Origin of the sequence: Vibrio coralliirubri, assembly GCF_024347375.1 — a bacterium.
GTDB classification, from domain to species: Bacteria; Pseudomonadota; Gammaproteobacteria; order Enterobacterales; family Vibrionaceae; genus Vibrio; species Vibrio coralliirubri.
Map to the genome: position 1 here is coordinate 3,467,975 of NZ_AP025470.1, position 22,872 is coordinate 3,490,846.

Here is a 22,872-nt window from a genome sequence, read left to right on the forward strand (position 1 = left end):
TTATTTACTCGAGTCACGCAATGATGCCATTGCTTGTTTAATTGTAAAAGGAGGAGACCATCCAAGAACCTCTTTTGTATTTTCGGAATCAACCTGAAGATCATCGAACAATTGCTCGATAATGGCAGAATTCCCAGTGATTTTACCAGCAAGTCTCATCAAGCTGATAGGAATAGGAAGCTGCATGACTTTTTTTCCTAGCCCCTCACTAACCGCATTAGTAAACTCTTTAATAGAAACTGATTTACAGTCACTTGCCAGAAACGTATGGCCTGCAGCATTAGGGTGAGTAGCGCAGGTGACTAGTAGATCTGCTAGATTTTGTACTGCGATAAAATCTCGTCGATTATTGGCGAAGCCAAAAGGAAGAATAGGCAATTTACGAACTAACTTTGTCAGCGTACCAAAATTACCAGGTGCATCAGGACCATAAACCAATGTTGGGCGTACAATTACAACCTCGAGTCCTGTGTCTAACGCAATTTTTTTTAGCTCCATTTCTGCATCATTTTTCGAGCAAGCATATGGATTGTGAGGCTTATCAGCATCATTAGGCGAAAAAGGACTGCCTATTGTTTTCCGACCATTGACACCGATAGAGCTGACAAAGACAAATCTTTTAACTCCCGATTTAGCTGCCTCTCGTGCTAATCTAATTGTACCATCGACATTCACTCTATTATAATCAATTAAATCATATTCATTAGAGTGAGCAAGTCCTGCCAAATGAATTACACTAGTTATATTTTCAAAAGCACCAGTCCAATTTGTAAGACCATCTAGATCATTTATCTTAAATATAGTGCCGTTGAAATTATTTACAGTACTATTGCTTTCTCTCAATACAACCCGATGGACGTCGTGGTTGCTAGCTACTTGTCTCCCCACAAAGCCTGAATAACCAGTTAAGAGTATTTGACTCATCATGTTTTTCTCATAATTAGATAAAGTGATAGTAAAACCTTTCTTGGTAAAACTCGAGGAAATGAGCGTACTAAAAAAATAAACAATGATTTTGGCCAAGACATTAAAGATAGTGATACTTTAATTTTAGTCAACATCCACTCACTTTTTATGTAAGAGAGACCAGATCGCCTTTCTATCATTCCAGCACCAGTACGAGCTTTCACAAGGTATTCAGGAATATTTAAGCACTTACTATTTATAGATATCATTCTCAGCCAAAGGTACCAATCCTCCATCCAAGGCATATGTCTATAGCCCCCAGCAGTTTCTACAGCAGACTTTTTATACATAACTGTCATATGATTAAATGGGTTACTCCAGCCACACTTACTAACAATATCATCATTTAGTATAGGGAGTACCCTTTTACTCATAACTTGATCTGGTGACTTATCAAATTCAATTATATATGTTCCACAAATATCCAAGTCTGAGTCTTTCTCAAATTCTTCAATTTGTTTTTGAAACCTAAATGGCATACAAATATCATCAGTATCCATTCTTGCGACCAAGTCACATGAACATAGATCTAAGCCAATATTCAAAGCTTTCCCCAATCCAACATTATTTTCTAAAGGAACAGTTAGTATTGGCAACTTAACTTTCCAATATTCTATAGTTGAATAAAGTTCATCGGTTAACTGTCCATCCAATACTAATACAATCTCTTTAGGTGCTAAAGATTGTAAATAAATGCTAGCAAGACATCTATGAAAGTTATCGCTGGTCTCTTTGTAGTAAACCGACATTAAAACTGAATAGTCCATTCCTTTCGCTAATCCTATCTAAATTAGACTAATGAATAGAAAACGTGTTACTTATCGTTTTCTATAGAGTGTCGCATATTTCTAGCTCTGTACTGAAAAATAAACAAACAAAGCATAATTATAAATATAACAATATTATCTAAACTGACTATACGAAATAAATCTCCTTGAATAAGAACTGCATGCATCATTAATACAATACGCGTACAAAAAATCGAGCAAAAGTAATAGCCATTAGAAACAAAAAACAAAAGAAGCCAGACAAGTGCACCGTAGATGCAAAAAAGAAAAGCGTTTAGAACAAGAGCACCTGAGAAATCGAAATAGTATGTAATTAACGGATAAAAACCAAATGCTATATTTTGATTGTTCTCAAAGCGAGTCCAATAATCTAGCTCACTCATTGTCAGACTCATAGCCTTGTATATCCCTACCTTTGAATGTAATTCATCTTCCAGTGATATTTTTCCAAAGGTGTAAAGCTCATTTACGAACTCTTTTAAATGCCAGTGGTTAAACTCCGGCAATTTCTGCATGGTAAACCATACTTGGGATTGCTGTGCTATTCTGTTGAAGAGATAATCTAAAGCACCCAAAAAATCAATATTAAATGCTATAATAACGCTAACTAAAACCAGCGAAATTAATAAGACGAGTACAACTAACAAACGATATATTGTTTTCCTAACGTCTTTTAGATTTGCTTTAGTGGCATAATAAAAAATCGAGAAGTAAACAAGATAAAGAATCAGTCCAAATTTATGACCGATCCATACTAGCGATACACCATACAATATCAAAACAAAGATACATAAGCGACTGATATATCTATTATTATAGCAAGCAAGTGCTCCGACTGCAGGTACAAAGACCATAGCATTCCGCAAGAGTTTATCCACTACAGGGTTAAGAACGTTAGCTGAGTATACCACCTTGCTCATACCCATAGCGAAAGCCGGCTTATCGATATACATCACGATAGTTACAAAAGATATAGTGGCCAATAAGGTAGCAATAATCAACACCTCAAAATTAAGGTGTATTTGATTGGACACTTTACTTTTTGAGGTGTCAGACAAATATGAATAAGTGGACATCATGAAAAATAGAGAAACGGTGACCATGACAAATAAAGACACAGTTGTCATGGATGGAGTCGTGTACTCTGCTACTTCAAAAAGATAAAAACCAGGCCTCACATCAATGATAACAGACGCCACAACAGCCGAGGTTAAGTATATTAACATCCAGGAGAATACTAATACTTGAGATGTATATAATTGATAAAGACCTAAGCAGACAAAACAATAAAAGAGAAAAGATAGTACTGATGAAAATGAATAAAAAAATTCCACACTAGTACCTAAAGAGAGCATCTTACTAGTAATTGCCAAAGATAAGCAGAAGGTGGATAAAACAAAAAAAATAATCTTGTTATAGGTCATCGACATTGCACATTAAAAAGAAACTTTTTTTTATACGATTAAAAGGGGTGAGTTTTATTAAACCAGTTTTAACCAACGAAATTTTAGTAAAATCCTTAACTACTTCCAAAGTGGCTACAAGGAATCTATTCAACTTACTGATGTAAATTTCATTTCCCTTTTCTCCAAGTATTTTCTCTACGGCTAAAATGGTTTCTTCTTTGCTATCAATACCAAATGTATAGTACATATCTAGATACTCTTTAGCATGTATCTTGTTGTAGTTTAAGCAAGAGAAGTCTACGTTTAAAAAGGAGTTTACTGAATTTGTATGCTCGAATCTTTGAAACCCTTCAACTTCGACATTATAGGGTAATTCGATAGGGCGAATTATACGGACAGGCTTATCATGTATGAATATTTCTGCTACTGAGGTGCTAATCCATAAGTCTAATATATCACAATGTGGTATCCACTCAGATATTTTCAGTTCACTAACAATATGGAAGTTTGAATGTTTAGTTTTCAACGCTAATAGTTTTTCATCTATATTTTCACTAGGGTGTAAGCGATAGATATATACCACATCGTTATTTTCAATCAGAAATCGTTCAATCCAAGAAAGCGTATAGTTATAACTAGACCTAACTATATCTCTATACTCCCAAACATTCTTTCTACCATTTTTTTCAACCTTCTTAATTACCGATTCTGGAAGGTCTTTCCAGCTATAACTAGACACGAACATGACCCACTTCATATTTGAAAGGCTATCTTCTCCCAAATACTTACACGATAAGTCTTTCTTGGAATATAAAGGCTCTTTCTTTGATAATCTAATAGACCCGGTCACATGAATTTTTTGGTTATCTACACCAACATCAATTAACTTTCTTTGGAAATCACACCCCCAAGAAATGTGATAACCTTCTTTAGCCTTACCACTAGGGAGTAAAGCCGAAATCCTATCCAAGTTTGTTATTTGCTCATGGTGTAAATTTAAAATTTTAATTTCATTAGTAAATATAAATGATGCTATTTTTTTGTAGCAGTAATCAGAATACAGCCATGGCGTTATCACTAATTCAGGTATGTACAGAAATTTAGATAGGCCCATAGCGAAGTTCGTAGAAACTATAACGTAATCTCTTTCTTTTAATTTCAACCCATCGACAATACTCTCAACAGTACTCAATTCTCTTTCTATATGTTCAATATAAAACAGGATTTTTATTTTTTTCATTTCCATACCAACCATAAGGTATTAATCCCTATTTGCTTTCTAACCATGTACCATGCAAATAGGTTTGATGACGACATATAGACAAGAAAACAAACAGATGCCTTTACAACGCTAAAGTCACTTGAAAAAATTATCAAAGATAAAGAAAATAGCGAGAAGCCAATTAAGATGCTATTTCTCATCTGTTTTTCATTCCCTGTCATAAGCAGTAGCTGTGAGACGGAACCTGTCAATATATTAACGACCTGCCCAATAGAACAAATAAGCAATGCGACCTTTAACTGGACGAAAGTATCATCGAATATCTTAAGGAGATTCTCACCAAAGAAGACAATAATAGTAATAAATATTACTGACACTAGGATAAAGAACTTCAGGCATTTAGAGATAAGTTGTTGTATTTCATCTAGTTCACCATTCTTGTAAGCGATAGCTATTTTTCTAGCTATAACAACGTTAATTGCTGATATAAATAAAGCAACAACACCTACTATCTTTATCAACACTGAGAACTCGGCTATCGCATCAGATCCTAACCTATTTCCTAAGATTGTTTGGTTAATTAATGGTACAATTCTCTCTATAACAACTAGAATAAAGCAAGGAATTGCAATACTAACAAGGTGTTTATAGTCATACTCATCCTTCATGAAATTGTTTTTTAATTTTTTATCTCGATAGTTAATAATTATCGATTGCACTAGTACCGAGAGTAACATAGAAAAGCAATAAACTCTAACAACGCCCTCTATATCTAATTTAAAATTCAGAATAAATATAAAAAGAATCAAATTTGAAAACAAAGATTGAAAAATTACCGACTCTACATAGTATCCTTTACCTTGATTATAGCTAAATAGAATTACACTAATCGAGTATAAAAAAAGTGTCATTAGAAATGTGTGTAACACACTATTTGAAAATGGTATTGCTCCAATCGTATTTTTAACAAACACCAGAGACATTGCTACCAGAAAGCTCATCACAATGACAGTAATACAGGTCCCTCTTAATATCCCTATACCCTTGTGAGTTCCAGTCATATTTTGTGCTACACACCTAACAATAGGTGTTTGTAGTCCCATGGTTGTGACTACAACCAGGGACATTAACAAGCTTTGGAAATAAAAAAACGCTCCGCTGTCTTCTACTCCCAAGCGTCTAACTAGAATGATATTTAGCCCAAATGACATTAATGCTGCAAAAAGCTTGACTATCAGGACTACAAGTGAGCTACTTGGCAATATGATTATCCTACATGACCGATTAAGAGGTTATTCTTTTAAAATAAGTTTGATAAAAGTCTATCGTGTGCCTTTTCATTTCATTTAATTTAGCATCTGATTTTTTCTCTAACAAAACTGTCAAATTATTCAGTATTTTTTTTGCAAAACCAGGAGAAATATGAATATTAGTATCGTCAGACAATAGTTGTTTGTGAGTATACTCAATTCTTCTTAACGGAGATAACCCTATCGTTGGAATGCCAAATTTAATTGCACAAACATTTGCATGATAACGAGATGCTATGACAAGTTTTGAGTTTTTATATATATTAAAAGCTAAGTCGGTCCCTTTGTCACCTTGTAGGCATGGGGCTATGACCGTATTATTTCTCACGAGCTGGGGAGAAATTTTACTTAGCGCAGTTCCAATCGCTTCAATGTCTTGATGGATATGGGGAACTAGCACAACTTTCAATTTATTCTCGACAAGCCCAGCTAAAAGTTCTTCTAATTCCTGATAGTACCAATCTCTGTCGGTTGATAAACCACCATTCATACTTAATTGATCATCAGTAATATTAATTGCTACGTATTCATCATCAATTGGTAAACTATATTCTTCTTTTGGGTAATAAAAGTACCCATGGTCTAGTATCTCGACTAGGCCATCTAAGTAGCTATTACCAAAGTCTTTTTGAATGGAATCTACAGAACCATCATTTCTTAATGCGATTTGTATATTTTCTTTAGTTTTCACAAAATCAAGAAATTTACAGAATTTATTATAGTTTTCTTCAGGCACATCTTTGTGGGGATTACATCCAACACTAGCAATAATGATTTGAGTTTTTATTTTATCTAAAAATTCTTCTTCAATATCGATAGTGGTTCCATTACTTGAGCCTTCAACCCAGTAATCTAAAAATCCTCCACCACCAAAAACAACAAGGTTATAATTATTCGCTAATTTCACAAAATCATTATCAAATTTTAATTTATCTTCTTTAACGTAATTCTTATAGGCTTTTCGAATTTCCAAGCGATCAATATGGTATTCTCCAACTACGCATTCGAGAATATTAATAAAACCCATATGGCTGGCGTTATCACCAATGTTCCCTTCAAATGCGGCGATATGTAAGATTTTCATAATTTTATTTAATATCCATAAATGATTTCTGTTTATTTATATTCCAAGTGCCGGTGGACTCTATAACATTCATAAATAATGTATCACTCTTACCATCCCCAAATTCTTTGAAAGGAGTGTAGCTTTTATCAATTATTGCATTTATAGTTTCAACTATTAGCGTAGCATCTTCACGTATGTTTGTAATTGATTCAGCACTCGAACGGTTATTTTGTCGTGATCCTAAATTTATTGTAGGTTTTCCATAAAATGGAACCTCTCGAATGCCAGCACTTGAGTTTCCTATCATGATTTTGGTATTTTTAAGTATCGTTAAAAAGCATTCAAACCTAATGCTAGGGAAGATTTTAAACCGAGGTTCACCTTTTAACCTATCGAACTCATTTATAATAATTTCAGAGCCATGGTCATTGTTAGGGTAAATAATAATATAATTTCTATTGCTTTCAATAAGACCTGAAACAGCTTCCCTAATATTACTTGCGAGGTTTTTAAGTTCTGTAGTGACAGGATGATACATAAATACCGAGTATTCATCAAAATCAATACCATATCTCTCTTTTACTTCTTGAAGAGTTGGCAGATCTTTAGATTGCATTATATCGAGATCTGGTGAGCCTATTTTAAAGATACTAGAATCTAATTCACCTAATTGAATTAATCTCAACTTAGCTTGTTCATTGGATACAAAATGGATATGTGACATCTTGGAAACTGAGTGACGTATCAACTCATCGATTGTTCCTGAAACTTCTCCCCCTTCAATATGGGAAACCAATATATTGTTTAATGAGCCTACAATTGCGCCAGCCATTGCTTCTACACGATCACCATGTACAACTATCATGTCTGGTTGTAGTTCTTTTACATAGTCAGAAAGACCCAATACTGTTTTTGATAAAACGACATCCATAGAGTCGTGACCATTTTGGTTTATGTACTTATATATGGACTTAAACCCAGTCTTTTCAACTTCATTCGCTGTCATCCCATATTTTGCAATCAAATGCATTCCTGTAACAAAAATATGTGCTTCAAAGTCAGGATGATGTTCCACTTTTGAGATCAAACTTTTCAACTTACCAAAGTCGGCTCGAGTCCCTGTTAAGAACAGTATTTTTTTCATATTACTTAACATCACCTTTCTTTAGCTGCACATCTGAAGGAATAGAGCGCGTAGCAATTTTTCCAAGTAAAGAGTCATAATCTTCAGCGAGGAAATCACCAGTACCCGGTCGCTTTACCCACAAGTTTTCTCTAGTTAATTTATCACCCTCTTTAATATCTGCAACTGTAACAACACTAGCGTAAGCAAAATCAATTGTAACCTGCTCTTCTTTTGCCGCTTCTTTCTTACCGCCACGCATTTTTGCCATTCGTGCTGACTGTTCAATAAGCTCTCGACACTCTTCAGTATCCATAGAGCAACAAATATCCGGACCAGGTCTAGATTTACTATCTGTAAAGTGACGCTCTAGAACTGAAGCTCCGCAGGCTACTGCACCTAAACAAGCAATGTTATCAATACTGTGATCAGATAAACCTACAACAGCATCCGGAAATGCTTCTTGTATTTGCTCCATTGCTCCAATACGAATCAAGTGATCTGGTGTTGGATACAGGTTCGTCGTATGCAGTAAACAGAATGGCGTTTCATGCTTCCTAAAAATATCTACAGCTTTCTGAATAGAAGGAATATCATTCATCCCTGTGCTCAAAATAACAGGTTTGCCGTAGCTAGCAATAAGGTCTAGAAGAGGGTAGTTGTTACATTCCCCCGACCCAATTTTATACGCTGGTACACCCATTCTTTCCAAACGTTCGGCAGCTGCGCGTGAAAATGGAGTACTAATGAATATTGCACCTTTAGACTCTACATATTCTTTCAGTTTCGTCTCATCGGCTTCATTGAGTGAGCATCGTTCCATTATTTCATAAATTGAGACGTCAGCATTCCCTGGTATTACCGACTTTGCCTCTTCACTCATTTCATCTTCGACGACATGAGTTTGGTGCTTTATTACTTCAGCTCCGCCAGCAATTGCCGCATCAACCATCTCGAATGCAACTTTCAGTGAGCCTTCATGGTTGATACCAATTTCTGCGATTACCAATGGAGAATGTTCAAGCCCAACTTTACGTCCAGCGATTTCAAATACAGGATTAAGCATTAATTTTTTCCTTCAAAATTTGTTCTACTTTCAAAAAATCATCAATTGTATCAATATCTTCAGATTCTAACTCAGACATGACATACGGCAACACCTTATCTCTCGGTATTTGATTAAATTCTTGAAACGCTTCTTTATGAAAAGCATAAATTGCACCATTGGGCTGATATGCTTGAGGTAAATCTTGCCTACGCATATAAGGGGCTTTCTTACTGTAAAGACCAGTAATGAATCCATTTTCACTTTGAACATACGCTTTAATTGGAGTATGTGTCGGTTCAAACACACTAATTATACAATCTGCATTAGAATTAGACAAAACCTCCAACGCCTCGTTAAGATGTGTACTTGTCCTTAGTGGCGAAGTAGGCTGTAAGAGAACTATTTGTTGTGTATCAACATTCATGCTTTCTAACCATGAAATTGCATGTTCTATAACAGATTCACTAGTTGCTGAGTCTGTCGCTAATAGCTCTGGTCTAGGGATAATCTCCGCCCCAAAACTCCGACTCACCTCGGCTATTTCAGCGTCCTCTGTTGATACATACACAAGATCAATAGACTTACACTCTTGCGCCGCTTTAATTGTCCATCCGATGAGTGGTATTCCATTTAATTTAAGAATATTTTTCCTTGGAAGTCCTTTAGAGCCACCTCTAGCTGTTATTAATGCTATTCGCATATTTCCACCCTAATTCCCCACATAAAAGAATGATTATCATTATTCGTTTAGCGTTACTTCAATGTACGCCTAAAAAATTAAACAAGACTTCTCCCTAGCTTATAGTCAGAGGTATTGTTGGTTTTTCCAACTCACTCAAGTGCATGTCAATGATACGAATCTTCACTTGATTAAAACTTAGACACAATTACAAATTACAAATTATGTAAATCAATATTAGAAATCAACAATGCACGGAAGCCATAAAGCGATGTAACTCAACACTACATAGTGAGATCATCACAGTAGGTAAACGTCAAGTCATTGTGATTTTTAGCGCAAAATTTGCACAGAAAGCGATATGCCTCTTTGAACTAAAGCAAGCTACCGCCCTTTGGTCATTCGCGAAACCACACTACGCAGACTACAAGTCATTAAAAATGATAGAAACCTTTTAATCATCTCATTTCAAGGTCCAAGAGGCAAACCATCAACGAGCTTATGCTCCTACATAATAGCAAAGGATTATTAAGCGAACCTATACACCAAACCCAAAACCTCGCTATACTCCTGACCTATAGTTTTTCGCCCAATAACGAATAAGAGTTCAAGATATGCAAGAGTTAGTTCCATTTGTTCAAGAGAATATGATTTTAGCCATCGTATGGATCGGCTTAGTTGTTGCCATCATTGCGAACGTTATCAAGACATCAAACGCAGCCTACAAAGAGATCACGGCAGCGCAAACCACACACATGATTAACCGTGAAAATGGCGTTGTGGTTGATATTCGTACTAAGGATGAGTTCAAAAAGGGCCATATTACGGACGCAGTTCACATTTTGCCGTCAGATATCAAAGCAAATAGCTTTGGAAGCCTTGAAAGCCACAAAGCAGACCCAATCATCGTAGTATGCAAGACAGGTCAAACGGCTCAAGAAAGCGCTAACCTACTGGTTAAAGCAGGTTTCGAAAACGTAAGCGTACTGAAAAGTGGCTTAGTGGCTTGGAGCGAAGCTAACCTACCTTTGGTTAAAGGTAAGAAGTAGTTAAAGGCAATACCCGTTAACGACAAGCAGCAAGCTGACCTAATTACACCAATATGACTTTAAGGTTTTGTTCGGCTTATATGACGAACAAAACCTAATTATAAATTTTTAAGGACAAGAAAATGGCTGAAGCAGCACAACAAGACGCACAACAAAACTTCGCAATCCAACGTATCTTCCTAAAAGACGTATCTTTCGAAGCGCCTAACTCTCCGGACATGTTTCAAAAAGAGTGGAACCCAGATGTAAAACTGGATCTAGACACTCAAAGCCGTGAACTTGGCGAAGGCGTTTACGAAGTAATCTTACGTCTAACGGTTACAGTTAAGAATGCAGAAGACACTGCATTCCTTTGTGAAGTTCAACAAGGCGGCATCTTCTCTGCAAGCGAAATGGAAGCAGGCCAACTGGCTCATTGCCTGGGTGCATTCTGCCCGAACATCCTGTTCCCATACGCTCGTGAAACGATTTCTAGCCTAGTGGTTAAAGGTACGTTCCCACAACTGAACCTAGCTCCAGTAAACTTTGATGCTTTGTTCATGAACTACCTACAAAACCAAGCTCAACAAGCTGAAGGCGAACAGGCTTAAGTCTCACAGTAGAACTTAACTCTAACGAACGCTTAAATAGCTTATGTTATAAGAAGCTTAGCTTTTAAATGCACATCGCAGCTTCTGCGATGTGCATTTTTTATTTACACTGTATTTTGATAGAGAGCTTTTTCTTCTTAATTTAGAAAACATCTCAAGAACTCTTCGATTTCCCTCATTATTTTTAGGTGGAAGCATGACAGAAACAACTCGCGCGACAGCCGCTTGCGGTAAAGACAGCGCTTACGGTAAAGACATTGCGATGACAGTGATTGGCGCAGGTTCTTATGGGACATCTTTAGCGATATCTCTAGCGCGTAACGGTGCCAATGTTGTTCTTTGGGGACATGATCCTGTTCATATGAATCGCCTTGAATCAGAGCGTGCAAACAATGAGTTTCTACCAAATATAGAATTCCCAGAAAGTCTGATCATTGAATCTGACTTAGAAAAAGCCGTGACTTCGAGCCGAGATCTTTTGCTTGTCGTCCCAAGCCATGTATTTGGCGTTGTGCTTAACAGCGTTAAACCTTACTTAGCATCAGATTCTCGCATCTGTTGGGCGACCAAAGGCCTAGAGCCAGAAACAGGCCGCCTGCTTAAAGATGTCGCGCACGATGTGCTTGGTGATGGGTACTCGTTAGCGGTTCTATCAGGGCCGACCTTCGCCAAAGAGTTAGCGATGGGCATGCCAACAGCTATCTCTGTCGCTTCACCTGACGAAGTTTTCCTAGAAGAGCTTCAAGAAAAAATCCACTGCGGTAAAACGTTCCGCGTGTATGCAAACTCAGATTTCATTGGTATGCAGCTTGGCGGCGCAGTAAAGAATGTTATCGCAATTGGCGCAGGCATGTCGGATGGTATTGGCTTTGGTGCTAATGCTCGTACCGCACTAATCACTCGCGGTTTAGCTGAGATGAGCCGATTAGGAGCAGCTCTTGGCGCGCAACCAGAAACCTTTATGGGCATGGCGGGGTTGGGTGACTTAGTACTAACCTGTACTGATAACCAATCACGCAACCGTCGTTTTGGTTTAGCACTTGGCGCAGGCAAAGATGTCGATACCGCACAAGAAGAAATTGGCCAAGTCGTTGAAGGTTATCGCAACACCAAAGAAGTTTGGTTATTATCAGAGCGCATGGGCGTTGAGATGCCAATTGTTGAACAAATTTATCAAGTGTTGTATCAAGGGAAAGATGCACACTTAGCAGCACAAGATCTACTTGCACGAGACAAGAAGTCAGAAAGATAGTAAAAGCAGATACGGGATTCGAGTAAACGAGAGGCGAAAAGAGTAAAAGCGGATACGAGATTCGGGTAAATGAGATGCGAAAAGAATAAAAGCATATACGAGATTCGGGTAAACGAGATGCGAAGAGAGTAAAAGCAGAATGAGCGCTTAAAGAAGGCTGCTTTTCGTTATCCGCATCTCGCTACTCTAATCTGTTCTTTGCATCTCGTTCTTCGTATCTCGAATCTCGGTTACTCGCATCTGCTCTTATAGCTCTTCAAATCTAGCAGCTGCCCCTTAAAAATAATGGATGGTAAAATGAAACACTGTGAACAACAAAAAGTTTGGCAATGCATTGTGAAGGAAGCTCGACAGCAGTCGGAGCAAGAGCCTATGCTTGCGAGTTTTTATCATGCCACGATCATCAACCATGAAAGTTTAGGCGCAGCACTTAGCTACATCCTAGCAAACAAGCTAAAAACAGCTTCAATGCCAGCAATGGCGGTGCGTGAAGTGGTTGAACAAGCATTCAAACAGGACCAATCGATTATTGATGCTGCCGCTTGTGATATCTGCGCGACGGTAAATCGAGATCCTGCGGTCGAGATGTACTCGATGCCTCTGCTTTATCTGAAAGGCTACCATGCTCTACAAGGCTACCGAGTGGCTAACTGGTTGTGGAAACAAGGTCGTATTGCACTTGCCACTTACCTACAAAACCAAATCTCTGTCGCTTGCCAGGTTGATATTCACCCAGCAGCGCGCATCGGTAAAGCGATCATGCTCGACCACGCTACTGGCATTGTGATTGGTGAAACAGCCGTCGTTGAAAATGATGTATCGATTCTTCAAGACGTGACCTTAGGTGGTACCGGTAAAGAAGGTGGCGATCGTCACCCTAAAATCCGCGAAGGCGTGATGATTGGTGCTGGCGCTAAAATTCTCGGTAATATTGAAGTGGGCGAAGGCGCGAAAATTGGTTCTTGCTCTGTGGTTCTACAAGCCGTACCACCTCATACAACAGTCGCAGGGGTTCCTGCAAAAATTGTCGGAAAGCCTAAAACTGACAAGCCATCTTTAGATATGGATCAAGGCTTCAATGGTCGCTCTCAGAACTTCATCCATGGTGATGGGATTTAAGAGCATATTCGGGATTCGAGTAATCGAGATGCGAAGAGCTTAAAAGCAGATGCGGGATTCGATTCAGCGAAATTCGAAAAAACTAAGAGCAGTCACGGGATGCGAGTAACCGAGATGCGAAAAGATTTAAAAGCAGCTGTTGATAATGAATAAGAGCAAAATGACGATAATGATGAAACAAATTCGAGCCATTAGCCGGACTCTTCTGATATCTGCCAGCCTTTGTGTTGCAATTTTGTCTACATCGTCATTTGCCGCCTCTCAGGGGGAACTGAAAGGCGTATCGAGTGAAATATTTCGCCAACAAAAAAACCTGTCCTCACAACAGAAAAAACTTGATAGCCTACAAGCAAGCCTCAAGAAACAAGAGCTATCCATCGCTTCGCTTGAAAAAGCGATTCTAGACAGTAAAAAGCAACTCAATACGGCTAATGCAAATATTGCTAACTTAGACACCAAGATTAAAGCGCTTACGGCTCAGAAAAAAGTCCATACCGATAAGTTAGAGCAACTGATTCAGACTTACTACATGACAAGTCGAGCCAAAGCGTCTTCTCACATCCTCAACACGGGTGTCGAAGAAGATCGTATCAGCCACTATTACCAACACCTTGCCAAAGCTCGCTCCGCAACAATCAAAACGATTGAACAAACTCAACTTGAGCTAGAAGAGAGCCATAAACAACGTCAACTTGAGCAAGAACAGATAGCAACACTGCTAAAACAACAAACCACCAAGCGGGATACGCTAGCCAAAACCCAAACACAACGTAAGAAAACCGTTGGTAGCATCAAGAAGAACATCTCGGGTGACAAGAATTACTTGGCAGAGCTCCAGCGAAATGAAACTCGCCTCAAAGCTGAAATAGCGAAAGCCGAAAAAGCGGCTCGCGAGAGACGTAATGCTGTCCCTATGGATGGTTTAGCCAAACGCAAAGGTAAACTACCTTGGCCGATCAAAGACAAAGTTTTGCATAGCTATGGTTCAAGACAAACGGGTCAAGTTAACTGGAAAGGCATGGTGATCAACGCCAAGTACGGTCAGCAAGTAAAATCCGTTTACTCAGGCACGGTGGTCTTTGCCGAGTATCTGCGAGGTTATGGTTTAGTGGTACTGCTTGACCACGGTAAAGGTGACATGACGCTCTACGGCTTTAACCAAGCACTTTTAAAGAAAGAAGGTGACAAGGTTAAAGCGGGTGAAGCCATCGCACTTGCTGGTGACACTGGCGGCCAAACTCGCCCATCACTGTACTTTGAAATTCGCAGAAACAGCCAAGCTCAGAACCCGAAGAGTTGGTTGGTTAGGTAAGAGCAGATGCGGGATGCGAGTAACCGAGATGCGAAGAGCATAAGAGCATAAGAGCAGATACGGGATGCGAGTAACCGAGATTCGAAGAGCTTAAAAGCAGATACAAGGTTAGAGTAAAACGTGACATGAAAAACGCTAGCCTCGTCGTCACTCGACCCTGCTTTTCGTTTACTCGTATCCCGTTACTCGAATCTGCTCTTTCCCGATCTTCGTTACCCGTATCTCGCTTACTCACATCTTTCTACTTAGAGTTCAACGCCCTTACACCATCTTCCAACAATGTCAGCTGTTCAAAACCTTGAGCTGTTGCAATCGGTTTAACGGTCGCGATCATCTGCAACATCCCTTGATGTACCACTTGCTCAGTAATCTGGGCTTTTGGAGACATCGCCGATTGATAAGCTAACCAACCCGATGCGATCAAGTGAAGAGAAGTGACCATAGACTTCATTTCCGTATCCGTTGCTTTGAGCAAGTTCAACTCAACAAAGGCTCTCATAATATCCACAAGATTCGTTTGCAGCTTTTCTTGTACAGCCATGTAATCAAGGTGGAGTTTTTCATCACGTGACAATATTTCAGGTAGGTTCGCATAGAAGAATCGGTACTTCCACATCAGCGTGAAGATAGAATCTAAATAGCTCTTTAGTAGCGTCAGGCTTTCTTGCTGCCCTTGAATTGGAGTGAATCTTTCAAGTAACTCTGTCGAATAGAGAGTAAAGATATCACTGACAATTTCTTGCTTGTTGCGGAAGTGGTAATAGAGGTTGCCAGGGCTAATCTCAATATGTTCAGCAATATGATTGGTCGTAATACTACGCTCGCCGTGCTCATTAAAAAGCTCTAGTGCAGCGTAAACAATCTTGTCACGTGTTTTCATTAGTAATTAGTATCCCTATCCGTTTAGTGGCTCAGTATATCGCCACTAAACGGATAGATCGAGCTGTTAACATCTGGTCGAATTAGCAAGCGCTAAAACTAACCATCTATCAAAGCTGCAATCAATCGCTACTGGAATCAATCACTGCCAAAGAGGTCTCGCGTGTAAACCTTATCTGCAACATCTGCGATCTCTTCTACCATTCTGTTAGATACAATCACATCCGATACAGCTTTGAACTCTTCTAGGTCGGAATAAACCTTCGAGTTAAAGAAATGTTCTTCTTCTAACACAGGTTCGAATACGACCACTTCAATACCTTTAGCTTTCAAACGCTTCATGATGCCTTGAATCGAAGAAGCACGGAAGTTGTCTGAACCAGACTTCATGATCAAACGATAAATACCTACAATTTTAGGCGAACGCTTAATAATTGAATCCGCAATGAAGTCTTTACGAGTGCGATTCGCATCAACAATTGCACCGACAATGTTGTTTGGTACATCTTGATAGTTAGCTAACAGCTGTTTGGTGTCTTTAGGTAAGCAGTAACCACCGTAACCAAATGAAGGATTGTTGTAATGATTGCCAATTCGAGGATCTAAACCCACACCTTCGATGATCTGGCGAGAATCCAAACCGTGCGCTTCGGCGTAAGAATCGAGCTCATTGAAATAAGAAACACGCATCGCCAGATAGGTATTTGAGAATAGCTTTACTGCTTCTGCTTCTGTTGAATTAGTAAATAGCACATCTATATTCTCTTTTTCAGCGCCTTCAACCAGCAGATTTACAAACACTTTAGCTCGCTCAGAACACTCACCAACAATAATGCGTGATGGGTGTAAGTTATCGTACAGGGCTTTGCCTTCGCGCAAAAACTCAGGTGAGAACATAACGTTTTCGCAGCTCAACTCTTGCTTAACGCGCTCAGTATAACCAACAGGTACCGTTGATTTGATCACCATGATGGCATTCGGGTTAACCATCATTACGTCACGAATCACTGACTCTACAGAACTGGTATTAAAGTAGTTCGTTTTAGGGTCATAGTCGGTTGGAGTAGCGATAATTACAAACTCAGCATCTTTGTAAGCCGCTTTATCTGTTGTCGCCCTGAAATTCAGCGTCTTATTTGATAGAAAGTGCTCAATCTCACTATCAACTATTGGAGATTGCTTTTTATTAAGCATAGCTACTTTGTCTTCAACAATATCAACCGCTACCACTTCATGGTTTTGGGCCAACAACATCGCATTGGATAAACCTACATAACCGGTACCCGCAACTGCAATTTTCATGATAATACCTATAGTTTCTAGTGCTTACTGCGCACTTATTTAAGAGTAACCAGCTCATATCATACTCCGCTTAAGGAATTATTCCACTAGCCCACCTTTATCATTCCTTGCTATACTCGCGGTAGTTTTATATTCAAAAGAGTAGGAAAAATATGATTATCGTAACTGGTGGTGCTGGCATGATCGGCAGCAATATTGTGAAAGCACTTAATGACGCAGGCCACAACGATATTCTAGTTGTCGACAACCTCAAGGACGGTAAAAAGTTCAAGAACCTTGTAGACCTAGACATCACTGATTACATGGATCGCGACGACTTCCTAACTCAAGTTATGGCTGGCGATGATTTCGGCCCTATTGAAGCTATTTTCCATGAAGGTGCGTGCTCGGCTACCACTGAATGGGATGGTAAATACATGATGCTTAACAATTATGAGTACTCAAAAGAGTTACTGCATTACTGTGTTGAGCGTGAAATTCCATTCCTATATGCCTCTTCTGCCGCGACTTACGGTGAGACAGAGACTTTCATCGAAGAGAAAGAGTACGAAGGTGCATTGAACGTATACGGTTACTCTAAACAGCAGTTTGATAACTATGTTCGCCGCCTACAAGCAGACGCAGCGACTCACAACGAAACTCTGCCACAAATCGTTGGCTTTCGTTACTTCAATGTCTACGGTCCACGCGAGCAACACAAAGGCAGCATGGCATCGGTAGCCTTTCACTTAAACAACCAAATGAATGCTGGTGAAAACCCTAAACTTTTCGCGGGTAGCGAAACATTCAAGCGTGATTTCGTGTATGTCGGTGACGTTGCAGCAGTAAACCTATGGTTCTTAGAAAGCGGAGTTTCAGGCATTTTCAACCTAGGCACCGGCAATGCTGAGTCTTTTGACGAAGTTGCAAAAGCCGTAATCAAGCACCATGGTAAAGGTGAAATCGAAACGATTCCTTTCCCTGAGCATCTAAAAGGTGCTTACCAAGAGTTTACTCAAGCTGACCTGACAAAACTTCGCGCCGCTGGTTGTGATATTGCATTTAAAACGGTAGCGCAAGGCGTTGCTCACTACATGAAAATTATAAATAAGTAGCCTCATGTTAAGCTTAGGGGGATACAACACTCCCCCTAAACCTTCTAACTTCTAACTTCTAATATCAGCAATGCAAAACTAGATTAGTGCTGTGAGCAAGTATTCTATATACCTCCGAATACAATAAAAATGTAAAGTGATATAGAAAAGCTAAGTAAATTTTAAGGTTAGTGATTTAAAATGACAAAGCAACGTGATGACTTTGATCCAAAAGCTTACAATCCTAGTTTTGGGCGGTCTTTTCTCGCACCTAAATTATGGGGAACGTGGTTAGCAGTAATATTTGCACTCCCAGTAGCCCTACTTCCATTACGCTTTCATCAATGGTTAGCACGCATTATTGCTTTAAAGCTAGCTAAATCGAAAAAAGGCCCAGCTCATAGAGCTCGGGTAAATTTTGAGCTGTGTTTTCCGAACCTCAGTTTTCAAGAACGTGAACAACTAATTTACAAGACCCTATACACTGCTAGCGTCTTTGTACTTCGCTTTAGCTTACTTACTTTAAAATCGAAATCCTGGTTACAAGAACAGTGTGAATTCATTGGGAAAGAAAACCTAACTAAGCACACTGATAACGGTGAAAATGTCATATTGTTAGTCCCACACTCATGGGCTATTGATATTCCAGCAATCATGCTTGCATCGATGGGTCTTCCTGTATCAGCAATGGCAAAAAAACAAAAAAACCCTGTGTCTGATTGGCTTATGCATCGCCAAAGAGTTCAATATGGCGGTCGTGTATATGAACGCTCGGGAGGAATAAAGCCATTTATCAAGTCTGTTAAAGATGGGTACTTGGGGTATTACCTACCAGATCAAGACCATGGAGCTGAGCTTAGCGAGTTCGTTAGCTTTTTTAATACCACAAAAGCTACGCTGCCAGGGCTAAGTAAATTGGCTAGGTTGTCTAGAGCTAAAATCGTTCCACTGTTCGCCTCCATTAACCCTGCGACAGGAAAGTACTCATTAGAAGTATTACCCGCCCTTGAGCTACAAAGTGAGGAACAAGCGGACGCTCGAGCGATGAATAAAGCTATTGAAACGTTTGTTGAGCCAAAACCAGAACAGTACATGTGGATATTACAACTGCTTTACACTCAAAAAGATGGAAAGAATTTTTACAACCTATTTAAACCGCGTTATAACATTGATTGGCAAATTAAGAAATGAAGAAAATATTAATTATAGGTCCATCTTGGGTCGGTGATATGGTGATGTCACAATCATTGTATATTGTATTAAAACAACTGAACCCAGAAAGTCAAATTGACGTAATCGCGCCAAAGTGGTGCAAGCCAATCTTAGATCGTATGCCCGAAGTAAATAAAGCCATCGAAATGCCGATTGGCCATGGAGAGTTAGGCTTTTCCTCACGACGTAAAATCGGTAAGTCCCTTCGAGGAGAGCAATACGACCAAGCTTATATTCTTCCCAAATCAGCAAAATCAGCCCTAATACCATGGTTCGCAAACATCCCAATACGTACAGGGTGGAAAGGTGAGTTCCGCTACGGTTTATTGAATGATATTCGAATAAATATGAAAGACTTCCAGTATATGGTCGAACGCTATGTTGCACTAGCTTATCCTAAAAATGGAAGTGATGAATCTCATGATTTGGGAGGACTAAGTTCATTACCCAAACCGAAGTTAATAATTGATAAAAAACAACAATTAGAGACTTTCACTAAATTTTCATTGAACACTCAACAGAATACGATTGGACTTTGTCCCGGTGCAGAGTTCGGGCCAGCAAAGAAATGGCCAACTAAAAAGTATGCAGAAGTTGCTCAGCACGCATGTAAATTAGGCAAACAAGTCTGGTTATTTGGATCACAAAAAGACGCCTCGACATGTAACGAAATTAAGTCTTTAGTCGATCCAGAACTACAGTGTCATATACAAGTCTTGGCAGGAAAAACAACATTAATTGAAGCAGTTGATCTATTGGCTAACTGTGAGGTGGTGGTCAGCAATGATTCCGGGTTGATGCATGTAGCAGCTTCTGTTGGTTGTCATGTCATTGGGATCTATGGGTCAACATCTCCAAGCTACACACCTCCACTGGCAAGCAAAGTTGATATCATCAGCATTGACATAGAATGCAGACCTTGTTTTAAGCGAGAATGTCCGTTAAAGCACTTAGAGTGCCTTAAGAACCTAAGTTCAAATCTAGTTATAGATAAAATACAATGACCTCAATGACCTATGCCCAAAAAATTTTTTCTAGTAAAAACTTTGAAAAAACATGCTTATTTTTCGTATATCTATATTCTTTAACCGTTGTACCTTTTGAACACATTGGTGAGGTATCAAGGAATATATTGATAATATTATCTCTGCCTATTATTTTTATCCATCATAAAAGATTGTTAAAAGATCCTATGGTTATCTTATTAGGTCTTGCAATTGCAGCACAAACTTTAAGCTGGGTAAATTCAATAATATATTTACCCGATTTTGCGAATCAAGCACCAAAAATTGATCGATTGGCGAAACTCTTTACGTTTATTTTTATCGCATATTGGCTCAAAGGCAAAGAAAAAAGAACTTATATATTATGGTCACTTTTTACGGTAGGATTTATTATTGGATGTATTGTACATTCCGATTTTACAAATGAAATAACTAAAGCATTATCTGGACGTCGAGTCGACTTTTCGATCAAAAATGCCCAGTTCACGTCAATGTTTGCAAGTACTTGTTTACTTATTCTAGTGTTTTTACTTAGTAGAACTAAAAAGCTAAAAACAAACATCACCCGAGTTTTATCAATTTCAACTATACTATTGGCAATCGCTTTTTCTATATTTGTAATAATAGCGTCTCAATCAAGGCAGGCTTGGTTAACATTGATGATATGTATGTTAACGCTACCTCTTCTCCATATTATCGTCTATAAGTCGACCAATAAAAAAGCTGTGATATCTATATATTTGGTTCTTGTTATGGGTATTATTGCACTTAGTCAGATTGACTTCATAAAAAAAAGAGCGTTGAAAGAGCAAAATACATGGTATTCAATATTCTCAGGTAATGTAGATCATATACCTATGTCGAGTATCGGAATCAGGATGAATTCTTGGCTCGAAGCTAGTCAGTGGATAAAAGAAAGACCCATTTTAGGTAACGGACCAGAAGCTATAGGTCTTGTGATTCAACAATCAGAAAAATTCCAAGGTCGACTGAAAGGTTTTGGACACCTACACAATTATCACATTGAAGTCCTTGTATCTTATGGTCTCTTAGGCCTTCTCATTATTTATGCGATGTACTATTGGTTGGCGAAATCTTTACTGATTAGGCAGCAATTTGACAGCAACATTAGATCATTTTCACTATTCTCTTTGGTCTTCATTACGTTTTGGGGGTGTATTAATTTTTTCGAAACATTTAACGGTAGGACTTATGGAGTTTTCACTCATAACATTATTTTCGCAGGTTTATATACATTTCACCTAACAGCTTCCATTACTAAACCCAAAAATAGAGATTTGTAAAGTGAAAGTAGCTATAGTTGTAAACACATTAAAGATTGGTGGTATGGAAAGAGTCGCTATAAACCTTTCCGATGCTTATCAGAAGTCTGGGCATGATACACACTTGATTTATCTAAGAGATAAAAAAATAGTTTTACGTCCCAATGATAAAACTATACCTGTACACCTATTCAATCTAAAGAAGATAGTTTTGTCATCAGGCATAGGTTTTTTTTGGTTAATTTTATCTAAAATATCCAATATCATTTTCCGTAAGAGCTTCTCCATCATTTTTGCTTACGCTGAAGCTATTGCATTTCGGTATGAATTAAATAAACTTGAAAAAAAACAAGGGAAATTTGATTTAGTCATATTTAGAGGGCAAGGAACATTTGAACACATCTGGCCTATAAAGGATTCTAGATTTGTTTTTGTTTGTGAGAATGTTCAAGAGTTGAATCGATATAAAGGCTTATCTAAATGGGCGTTCAATAACTTATTTCATCAACGTAATGTTAGTTGCGTATCTAATGGAGCATTAAATAGTCTTGAGCAACTCTGTGATGAATATGACATAGTCACAAAAAAAATGATCATGATAAATAACCCTAACAACCTTACTTTGATAAAAAACAAGTCTGTAAGTAAACCTCTACATAACAAACCTTTTATACTTGGTTTAGGTCGTTTGGTTCCGCAAAAAAATTTTTCCCTTCTAATCGAAGCCTATAAGTACTCTAGAGAGCACCTAGGTGTAACTCAAGACTTAGTTATCGTAGGTGAAGGTGAAGAGCGTGATGCTTTGGAGAAGTTAGTTGAAAGATTAGATCTAACGGATACAGTACACTTTAAAGGTTTGCAAACGAACCCCTTTCCTTGGTACGAACAGGCAGAGTTGTTTGTACTCAGCTCCAAATTCGAAGGGTTGGGCATGGTTCTAATTGAAGCTCTTGCCTGCGGCACAATGGTTGTCTGTACTGATAGCAAGGGGGGAGTTAGGCAAATAATGCAAGGAAAGCTAGAGCCTTTCCTCGCCAAAGAATCCCCAAAAGAATTAGCTCAAACTATAAAATCTGCGATGAATCACTCGTGGAACAAAGACTTCGATTTGTTTGTAAACAACACCTTGTATAGATTTGATGACGAAAATATAGCAAAAGAGTTCCTGAGTAACTTTACAGAATAGGAT

Annotated in this window: 21 protein-coding genes; 10 read left to right on the forward strand and 11 right to left on the reverse strand. The window is 38.6% G+C overall.

The features are described from left to right. From OCV20_RS15680 to OCV20_RS15720, 9 genes are all read right to left on the reverse strand, one after another. A complete protein-coding gene (locus tag OCV20_RS15680) occupies positions 1 to 927 on the reverse strand; it encodes an NAD-dependent epimerase/dehydratase family protein (RefSeq protein WP_086774354.1) in 927 nt (308 codons plus the stop codon). Further along, the gene (locus OCV20_RS15685) at positions 924 to 1,733 is read right to left on the reverse strand and encodes a glycosyltransferase (RefSeq protein ID WP_086774355.1); all 810 of its coding nucleotides are present in this window, start codon (positions 1,731 to 1,733) and stop codon (positions 924 to 926) included. The genes OCV20_RS15680 and OCV20_RS15685 overlap by 4 nt, the downstream gene beginning before the upstream one ends. Before the next feature lie 47 nt (positions 1,734 to 1,780). Continuing rightward, positions 1,781 to 2,980: a DUF6418 domain-containing protein gene (locus OCV20_RS15690; protein WP_086774356.1), complete on the reverse strand. Its 1,200-nt coding sequence runs from the start codon at positions 2,978 to 2,980 to the stop codon at positions 1,781 to 1,783. 187 nt (positions 2,981 to 3,167) lie between these two features. Next, the gene (locus OCV20_RS15695; RefSeq protein WP_261881419.1) at positions 3,168 to 4,400 is read right to left on the reverse strand and encodes a glycosyltransferase family protein; all 1,233 of its coding nucleotides are present in this window, start codon (positions 4,398 to 4,400) and stop codon (positions 3,168 to 3,170) included. Then, positions 4,397 to 5,644: an oligosaccharide flippase family protein gene (locus OCV20_RS15700; RefSeq protein WP_086774358.1), complete on the reverse strand. Its 1,248-nt coding sequence runs from the start codon at positions 5,642 to 5,644 to the stop codon at positions 4,397 to 4,399. The genes OCV20_RS15695 and OCV20_RS15700 overlap by 4 nt, the downstream gene beginning before the upstream one ends. Positions 5,645 to 5,666: 22 nt before the next feature. Beyond that, positions 5,667 to 6,776, reverse strand: a complete 1,110-nt coding sequence (locus OCV20_RS15705; protein ID WP_086774359.1) for a polysaccharide pyruvyl transferase family protein — start codon at positions 6,774 to 6,776, stop codon at positions 5,667 to 5,669. A 4-nt stretch (positions 6,777 to 6,780) separates the two neighbouring features. Further along, on the reverse strand, positions 6,781 to 7,902 hold the full coding sequence (gene neuC, locus OCV20_RS15710; protein ID WP_086774382.1) for a UDP-N-acetylglucosamine 2-epimerase: 1,122 nt from the start codon (positions 7,900 to 7,902) through the stop codon (positions 6,781 to 6,783). Between the two features lies 1 nt (position 7,903). Next, complete coding sequence (locus OCV20_RS15715; protein WP_086774360.1) at positions 7,904 to 8,947, reverse strand: N-acetylneuraminate synthase family protein; 1,044 nt, start codon at positions 8,945 to 8,947, stop codon at positions 7,904 to 7,906. Then, positions 8,940 to 9,629, reverse strand: coding sequence for an acylneuraminate cytidylyltransferase family protein (locus OCV20_RS15720; RefSeq protein WP_086774361.1), 690 nt, complete (start codon positions 9,627 to 9,629; stop codon positions 8,940 to 8,942). Before OCV20_RS15720 ends, OCV20_RS15715 begins: the two co-directional genes overlap by 8 nt. Positions 9,630 to 10,222: 593 nt before the next feature. On the opposite strand from OCV20_RS15720, the gene OCV20_RS15725 reads away from it, so the two are divergent. The 5 genes from OCV20_RS15725 (at position 10,223) to OCV20_RS15745 (ending at position 14,930) form a co-directional block, all read left to right on the forward strand. Next, positions 10,223 to 10,657, forward strand: coding sequence for a rhodanese-like domain-containing protein (locus OCV20_RS15725; RefSeq protein ID WP_016786319.1), 435 nt, complete (start codon positions 10,223 to 10,225; stop codon positions 10,655 to 10,657). A gap of 122 nt (positions 10,658 to 10,779) precedes the next feature. Next, positions 10,780 to 11,247, forward strand: coding sequence for a protein-export chaperone SecB (gene secB / locus OCV20_RS15730; RefSeq protein WP_009847959.1), 468 nt, complete (start codon positions 10,780 to 10,782; stop codon positions 11,245 to 11,247). A gap of 196 nt (positions 11,248 to 11,443) precedes the next feature. Further along, positions 11,444 to 12,499, forward strand: a complete 1,056-nt coding sequence (gene gpsA / locus OCV20_RS15735; RefSeq protein ID WP_050634977.1) for an NAD(P)H-dependent glycerol-3-phosphate dehydrogenase — start codon at positions 11,444 to 11,446, stop codon at positions 12,497 to 12,499. Between the two features lie 297 nt (positions 12,500 to 12,796). Continuing rightward, positions 12,797 to 13,618: a serine O-acetyltransferase gene (gene cysE / locus OCV20_RS15740; protein WP_009847961.1), complete on the forward strand. Its 822-nt coding sequence runs from the start codon at positions 12,797 to 12,799 to the stop codon at positions 13,616 to 13,618. 160 nt (positions 13,619 to 13,778) lie between these two features. Further along, the gene (locus OCV20_RS15745; protein ID WP_086774362.1) at positions 13,779 to 14,930 is read left to right on the forward strand and encodes a murein hydrolase activator EnvC family protein; all 1,152 of its coding nucleotides are present in this window, start codon (positions 13,779 to 13,781) and stop codon (positions 14,928 to 14,930) included. A gap of 241 nt (positions 14,931 to 15,171) precedes the next feature. Here OCV20_RS15745 and OCV20_RS15750 read toward each other — a convergent pair whose 3' ends face one another. Together OCV20_RS15750 and OCV20_RS15755 are read right to left on the reverse strand one after the other, a co-directional pair. Continuing rightward, entirely contained in the window at positions 15,172 to 15,810 is a 639-nt protein-coding gene (locus tag OCV20_RS15750; protein ID WP_086774363.1) for a TetR/AcrR family transcriptional regulator, read from the reverse strand. A gap of 137 nt (positions 15,811 to 15,947) precedes the next feature. Further along, positions 15,948 to 17,111 (reverse strand): nucleotide sugar dehydrogenase, encoded by a 1,164-nt coding sequence (locus OCV20_RS15755; RefSeq protein WP_086774364.1) that lies wholly within the window; start codon positions 17,109 to 17,111, stop codon positions 15,948 to 15,950. Between the two features lie 152 nt (positions 17,112 to 17,263). Here OCV20_RS15755 and rfaD point away from each other — a divergent pair, with 152 nt between their 5' ends. The 5 genes from rfaD to OCV20_RS15780 all read left to right on the forward strand — a co-directional run bounded on the left by rfaD (position 17,264) and on the right by OCV20_RS15780 (position 22,869). Then, positions 17,264 to 18,205, forward strand: a complete 942-nt coding sequence (gene rfaD, locus OCV20_RS15760; protein ID WP_086774365.1) for an ADP-glyceromanno-heptose 6-epimerase — start codon at positions 17,264 to 17,266, stop codon at positions 18,203 to 18,205. A gap of 180 nt (positions 18,206 to 18,385) precedes the next feature. After that, positions 18,386 to 19,375: a lauroyl-Kdo(2)-lipid IV(A) myristoyltransferase gene (lpxM, locus tag OCV20_RS15765; RefSeq protein ID WP_086774366.1), complete on the forward strand. Its 990-nt coding sequence runs from the start codon at positions 18,386 to 18,388 to the stop codon at positions 19,373 to 19,375. After that, complete coding sequence (gene waaF, locus OCV20_RS15770; protein WP_086774367.1) at positions 19,372 to 20,400, forward strand: lipopolysaccharide heptosyltransferase II; 1,029 nt, start codon at positions 19,372 to 19,374, stop codon at positions 20,398 to 20,400. Before lpxM ends, waaF begins: the two co-directional genes overlap by 4 nt. Continuing rightward, a complete protein-coding gene (locus OCV20_RS15775) occupies positions 20,397 to 21,704 on the forward strand; it encodes an O-antigen ligase family protein (RefSeq protein ID WP_086774368.1) in 1,308 nt (435 codons plus the stop codon). The genes waaF and OCV20_RS15775 overlap by 4 nt, the downstream gene beginning before the upstream one ends. Position 21,705: 1 nt before the next feature. After that, positions 21,706 to 22,869, forward strand: coding sequence for a glycosyltransferase (locus OCV20_RS15780; RefSeq protein ID WP_086774369.1), 1,164 nt, complete (start codon positions 21,706 to 21,708; stop codon positions 22,867 to 22,869). The last annotated feature ends 3 nt before the right edge of the window (positions 22,870 to 22,872 follow it).

Coding starts and splice junctions, on each gene's coding strand:
- OCV20_RS15680 (WP_086774354.1), bottom strand. CDS start 927: ATGATGAGTCAAATACTCTTAACTGGTTATTCAGGCTTTGTGGGGAGA.
- OCV20_RS15685 (WP_086774355.1), bottom strand. CDS start 1,733: ATGGACTATTCAGTTTTAATGTCGGTTTACTACAAAGAGACCAGCGAT.
- OCV20_RS15690 (WP_086774356.1), bottom strand. CDS start 2,980: ATGTTAATATACTTAACCTCGGCTGTTGTGGCGTCTGTTATCATTGAT.
- OCV20_RS15695 (WP_261881419.1), bottom strand. CDS start 4,400: ATGAAAAAAATAAAAATCCTGTTTTATATTGAACATATAGAAAGAGAA.
- OCV20_RS15705 (WP_086774359.1), bottom strand. CDS start 6,776: ATGAAAATCTTACATATCGCCGCATTTGAAGGGAACATTGGTGATAAC.
- neuC (WP_086774382.1), bottom strand. CDS start 7,902: ATGAAAAAAATACTGTTCTTAACAGGGACTCGAGCCGACTTTGGTAAG.
- OCV20_RS15715 (WP_086774360.1), bottom strand. CDS start 8,947: ATGCTTAATCCTGTATTTGAAATCGCTGGACGTAAAGTTGGGCTTGAA.
- OCV20_RS15720 (WP_086774361.1), bottom strand. CDS start 9,629: ATGCGAATAGCATTAATAACAGCTAGAGGTGGCTCTAAAGGACTTCCA.
- OCV20_RS15725 (WP_016786319.1), top strand. CDS start 10,223: ATGCAAGAGTTAGTTCCATTTGTTCAAGAGAATATGATTTTAGCCATC.
- secB (WP_009847959.1), top strand. CDS start 10,780: ATGGCTGAAGCAGCACAACAAGACGCACAACAAAACTTCGCAATCCAA.
- gpsA (WP_050634977.1), top strand. CDS start 11,444: ATGACAGAAACAACTCGCGCGACAGCCGCTTGCGGTAAAGACAGCGCT.
- cysE (WP_009847961.1), top strand. CDS start 12,797: ATGAAACACTGTGAACAACAAAAAGTTTGGCAATGCATTGTGAAGGAA.
- OCV20_RS15745 (WP_086774362.1), top strand. CDS start 13,779: ATGACGATAATGATGAAACAAATTCGAGCCATTAGCCGGACTCTTCTG.
- OCV20_RS15750 (WP_086774363.1), bottom strand. CDS start 15,810: ATGAAAACACGTGACAAGATTGTTTACGCTGCACTAGAGCTTTTTAAT.
- OCV20_RS15755 (WP_086774364.1), bottom strand. CDS start 17,111: ATGAAAATTGCAGTTGCGGGTACCGGTTATGTAGGTTTATCCAATGCG.
- rfaD (WP_086774365.1), top strand. CDS start 17,264: ATGATTATCGTAACTGGTGGTGCTGGCATGATCGGCAGCAATATTGTG.
- lpxM (WP_086774366.1), top strand. CDS start 18,386: ATGACAAAGCAACGTGATGACTTTGATCCAAAAGCTTACAATCCTAGT.
- waaF (WP_086774367.1), top strand. CDS start 19,372: ATGAAGAAAATATTAATTATAGGTCCATCTTGGGTCGGTGATATGGTG.
- OCV20_RS15775 (WP_086774368.1), top strand. CDS start 20,397: ATGACCTCAATGACCTATGCCCAAAAAATTTTTTCTAGTAAAAACTTT.